We start from the raw sequence: 4,734 nt of genomic DNA on the forward strand, positions 1-4,734 counted from the left end.
CAGCGACGTGACCGCGAGCGCCTGCGCGGCCGGCAGCGCGGTCTTGTCCATCTGCGCGAGCGTGCGGTCGAGGATGAAGTCGGGCGGCGTCACCCCGCCGGCGACGTCGTGGCGCGCGCGCGCGGTCTGGTCGTCGATCTGCGTGGCGAAGGCGCCGAGCCGCTGGAGATAGGCGTCGGCGTCGGCGGCGGTCTCGATCCGGTGCTTGGTGTCGAGGAAGTCGGGGACGGACTGGTAGGCGCCGGTCTGCTGCGACAGGATATAGGGGCTGGGGCCATAGCCCGTGCCGCCGAAGTCGAACGCCTGCACGGCGGCGGCGGAGCGGCGGGTGTAGAGCACGGCATCCAGATCGACGCGCGCGTCGGCGTCGAGCGCGGTCCGGTCGACCGCCTGCAACCGCCGCAGCTCGGCGGCGGTCTCCGCGCGCGCGGACGCGATCCCGGCGGCGGACTGGTCGGAAAGCTTGGCGCGCAGATCGGCATTGGCGCCGGTGTCGAGCCCCAGATTGGTCGCGCCCTCGGGCGATCGGCGCAGCTGCGCGTGCACGAGACCGTCGAACAGCGTCGCGAGCGCGGGCGGGTCGGCGGCGGCGAGCGGCGTGACGGCGAGCGCGGCGGTGCCGAGCAGGAACTGGCGGCGGTCGGCAGGCATGGGCGCTTCCTTCGGTTGGCGTGCGGAGCTTGCCGCGCCGGGCGCGAGCGCACAAGGCCGGCGCCATGGCGTTCACCCCCCTCGACGCGATCGGCCTGGTCGGCGTCGCGATGATGCTCGTCGCCTATGGGCTGGCGATCGCGCGGCGGCTCGATCCGGTGCGACCGCCGGCGCTGCTGCTCAACCTGGTCGGCTCGCTCGGCGTGCTGGTGTCGCTATTCGGCGCGTTCAACTGGTCGGCGGCGGTGATCGAGAGCGCCTGGGCGCTGATCGCGGCGGGCGGGCTGCTGCGCTGGGCCGCGCGGCGGCGCTGACGCAAAAAGTGCAGCGCGCGAGGGACCCTCGCCCGGCGAGGGGACGTTGACACCTTTGCCATGACCGCCCCGCCACCCTCGTCGGACCGCATCGTCGCGGTGGGTCTGCTGACCCAGCGGGATGTCGATATGCTGGGCAGCGGCTTCCGGCGGCTGTTCCCGGTGGCGGAGGACCGGTCGTTCGACGACCTGCTCCGCCGGCTCGACGCGATCGAGCGGTCGCCAGGGTAACGATCCTCCCCCGCCGGGCGGAGCAGGATCGGGCTCAGGCCGCGCGGGTAGCCGAAAGCGGGAAGCTGCCGAACGCGCCCGCGCCGACGGTGCCGGTCATCGTGTCGCCGGAGGCGGTCGCCTGGCAATCCAGCGTCATCGGCATCGGCGTGGTCATCTGCTGCTTCCAGCTGATCGTCTCGCCGCTCGCCTCGCCCGCGATGTCGGACGAGCCCATCGCGCCGGACACGTTGCCCGACCAGCTCGCGCCCTCGCTCTTCACGGTCAGCCGCATCTTCTGGTCACCCAGCGGCGACTTCACCACGCAGTCCCAGCTACCGTCGACATCCGCCATCTGCCTGCTCCTTCGCGCCGGTCGCGGCCGGTCCGTCCGCCGCGTGTGCGCGTCCGTCCCGCCTCGACCGGCGGCCGGGACCTGTCAAGGCCGCTCGACCCGCTCGACATGACCGCGCAGCTGCTCGCGCGTGAACCAGACCGGCTTGGTCTGGTGACGCACGAACAGGGGTGACTGGTCGGCGTAATGCGGGCTGTCCGGCCGGGTCGTCGCCGCGCCATAGGGCTGGATCGAGCGGCTGTGGACACCGCCCTGCGGATCCCAGCCGACGAACATCACGAAGCTGTCGCCATGGTTGGCGACCAGCCGCCCGTCCGGCGCCTGCTCCCACGATGCCGCGCGCAGCACGTCCGGGCCGCCGTCAAGCGGCAGGTCGACGCGGCCGTGGCGCAGCCGCAGCACCGTGCCCAACGGCGGGTCGAGCCGGCCGAAATGATCGCGCAGATAGCCTGCCGCCTGGCGCAGCGCGTCCGTCGGGTCCGCCTCGGGCAGGCGCTTGTAATGCCAGATCTCGCCCGTGCGCATCAGCATCGCTGCCAGCGCATCCGCCGGCCCGCGCCCGTCGAGGTTCCAGTCCCAGCGCGCCAGCAGCGCGCGGGCGGACGCCAGCGCCGGGTCGTGCGTCGCCAGCAGATCGGCGAACCACTTCGCCGCCCAGCCTTGCCGGCTGACGCCGGTGTCGTACTTGATCCGCGCCAGTTCGGCCTCGCCGATCTTCGGCGTCGCAGCCATCAGCTCGACGGCGCGGGTGGCGCGGTTGGTGGTGTCGGTCTCGACGCCCAGCAGCGGCGGCTGCGGCGGCATTTCAGAACCGGGGCCGCTCGCCAAATAGGGCGAATTGTTGGCGTTGACGAGGAAGCCGGAGGGCGGATCGAGGTGCTGCGGCACCGCCGACCAGGGCATCGTGCCGGGCAGGTAATCGCGGCTGGTGTCGCCGGGCAGCACGCGGGCATAGTCGAAGCCAGGCCGCCGCCGCGGGAACATCGCGTTGTAGACGTGATCAATCCGGCCGGTCGCGTCCGCGTACAGGAAGTTGGTCGCGGTCACGCCTTGGAGCGCCATCGCGCGGTTCCACTGCGCATAGGTCCGCGCGCGGGTGAGGCGGTAATATTGCTCCACCATGCGCAGCTGATCGGCGCCGGCGTAGCGGATCGCGAACGCGCCCGCGCGGTTGCGGATCACCGGCCCCTGGATCGCACGCTCGATCGTCTTGGGGACCGGCAGCACGAACGGCCCCCACAGCTTGACGGGCAGCCAGACGCGCTGCTGCTCGATCGGGCGACGCCGGCCGTCGAATAGATAGGTCGTGGCGTCGGCGCGGAGCTTGTAGACGTCGACCAGGTCGGGCCGGTCGACCGTGTTGGTCCAGCCCAGCGTCTCGTTATGCCCGAGCAGCGGGTAGGGCGCGCCGGGGAAAGTCGCGCCCGCGAAATGCCAGCCGGTGCCCGATTGCACGACCAGCTCATACCAGGCGACCCCGCCCGTCCAGGGCTGATGCGCGTTGGAGATCATCCGCGTCCACCCGTCCCCCGACCGCTTGGGCGCGACGACGAACCCGTTCGAGCCCGCCTCCTCCGGATGCGGCCCCACCGGCGTCACCCCCGGCGCGTCGGGGCCCGCGCGATCCGACGGCGGCGGCTGGTCGCCGGTCAGCGCGGCAAGCACGCCGTCGAGCCCGAAGAAGAAAGGCGAACGCGCCACGAACCCGACCGCGACGTCGTGCCCGTCGACCGGGAACAGCCTGGCCAGCCGCACCTCGCCCGGATGGCGCCGGGCAAAGGCGTTGAGCCCCGCGGCGTAGCCATCGAGCAGCGCGCGCACGTCGGCGGGCTGTGCGTCATAGTCGCGGTCCACCGTCGCGCGGGCGCCGATCAGGTGGATGACATAGTCGGTCTTAGCGCCGTCCGCCCCCGTGATCGCGCCCAGCCGCCCGCGCGTCATTGCCAGCACCTCCTGGAGCGTGCTGAAATCGTCCTCCGCATGGGCGTAGGCGATCCCATAGGCGACGTCAGGGTCCGTCTTGCCGAAGATGTGCGGCACGCCCCAGCGGTCGCGCGCGACCGTCACGTCATAACGATGCGCGGGCGGCGGCGCGACGCGGGTCGCGGTCAGCGGCTCCCAGGTGGCGAGGCCGACCGCGGCGAGGACGACCAGGGCGAGCAGGCCCAGCCCGAGGCGGCGCGCGATCTTCAACGCCGGGCATCCGGTGCTGCCTTGGCGCCGATCACGTCGAGCCTGGCGACGCGCTGTCGCTTGAAGATCGCCAGCACCGTGTCGACGCAGCCGAAGCTCGATTGACGGTCGGGCTGGAACCGCACGGCCGGCCGGGTGCGCCGCCAGCCATGCGCGGCCACCTCCAATTGGCGCAAGGTGACGGATCGACCGTTCAGCGTCGGATGGCAGCTGTTGGCGAGTAGGCGGACAAGGACCCGGTCAGGTGCCGCCGTGGACGCGAACGCAGCGAGCGCGAGCAGAGGGATGAGCATGGCGCCTACCTACTCCGCCCTCCCGCCTTTCGAAAGCCGGGCTCTCGGCACATCGTGCTATGAAAAAACGTGCTTCGTGGTTCGCCATCGGCGACCGCTTGTGTTGCCTGAATGTCACACTATTTGATAGTCGACCAGCAAGGGGCCAGCATGAACCTCGACATCTTCACCGAACGCGCGCGCGGCTTTCTGCAATCGGCGCAGACCGTCGCGATCCGCAACAACCACCAGCAGATCGCGCCCGAGCATGTCCTGAAAGCGCTGCTGGAGGACGAGCAGGGGATGGCCGCCGGGCTGATCGGGGCGGCCGGGGGCGACGCGAAGCGCGCCACGGCCGAGGTGGACGCCACGCTCGCCCGGCTGCCCGCCGTCACCGGTTCGGGCGCGCAGCAGACGCCGGGGCTCAACAACGACACGGTGCGCCTGCTCGACCAAGCCGAGCAGATCGCGACCAAGGCGGGCGACCGCTTCGTCACCGTCGAGCGGCTGCTGCTCGCGCTGGCGCTGTCGACCGGCGCGGCCGGGCGGGCGCTCAAGACCGCCGGCGTCACGGCGGAAGGGCTGAACGCCGCGATCAACCAGCTGCGTCAGGGCCGCGCCGCCGACACCGCGTCGGCGGAGGATCGCTACGACGCGCTCAAGAAGTTCGCGCGCGACCTGACGCAGGCGGCGCGCGACGGCAAGCTCGACCCCGTCATCGGCCGCGACGAGGAGATCC

The 4,734-nt window shown here is 71.8% G+C and carries 7 protein-coding genes; 3 read left to right on the plus strand and 4 right to left on the minus strand.

Going from position 1 to position 4,734, the window contains the following annotated elements:
* Positions 1–651, minus strand: a 651-nt coding sequence (locus HUU95_RS08805; RefSeq protein WP_174279771.1) for a DUF885 family protein, incomplete at its 3' end; no start/stop codon positions are given.
* A 65-nt stretch (positions 652–716) separates the two neighbouring features.
* Here HUU95_RS08805 and HUU95_RS08810 point away from each other — a divergent pair.
* Together HUU95_RS08810 and HUU95_RS08815 are read left to right on the plus strand one after the other, a co-directional pair.
* The gene (locus HUU95_RS08810; protein ID WP_174279772.1) at positions 717–965 is read left to right on the plus strand and encodes a CBU_0592 family membrane protein; all 249 of its coding nucleotides are present in this window, start codon (positions 717–719) and stop codon (positions 963–965) included.
* A 60-nt stretch (positions 966–1,025) separates the two neighbouring features.
* Entirely contained in the window at positions 1,026–1,196 is a 171-nt protein-coding gene (locus HUU95_RS08815) for a hypothetical protein (RefSeq protein WP_174279773.1), read from the plus strand.
* 34 nt (positions 1,197–1,230) lie between these two features.
* Here HUU95_RS08815 and HUU95_RS08820 read toward each other — a convergent pair whose 3' ends face one another.
* The 3 genes from HUU95_RS08820 to HUU95_RS08830 all read right to left on the minus strand — a co-directional run bounded on the left by HUU95_RS08820 (position 1,231) and on the right by HUU95_RS08830 (position 4,016).
* A complete protein-coding gene (locus HUU95_RS08820; RefSeq protein ID WP_174279774.1) occupies positions 1,231–1,530 on the minus strand; it encodes a hypothetical protein in 300 nt (99 codons plus the stop codon).
* Positions 1,531–1,614: 84 nt separating this feature from the next.
* The gene (locus HUU95_RS08825; protein WP_254602708.1) at positions 1,615–3,723 is read right to left on the minus strand and encodes a penicillin acylase family protein; all 2,109 of its coding nucleotides are present in this window, start codon (positions 3,721–3,723) and stop codon (positions 1,615–1,617) included.
* A complete protein-coding gene (locus HUU95_RS08830; protein WP_174279775.1) occupies positions 3,720–4,016 on the minus strand; it encodes a hypothetical protein in 297 nt (98 codons plus the stop codon). The genes HUU95_RS08825 and HUU95_RS08830 overlap by 4 nt, the downstream gene beginning before the upstream one ends.
* Positions 4,017–4,166: 150 nt before the next feature.
* Here HUU95_RS08830 and HUU95_RS08835 point away from each other — a divergent pair.
* Positions 4,167–4,734 (plus strand): Clp protease N-terminal domain-containing protein (locus tag HUU95_RS08835; protein WP_302480111.1); only part of this gene is annotated, 568 nt, incomplete at its 3' end.

The organism is Sphingomonas bacterium, assembly GCF_903643065.1.
GTDB lineage: Bacteria > Pseudomonadota > Alphaproteobacteria > Sphingomonadales > Sphingomonadaceae > Sphingomonas.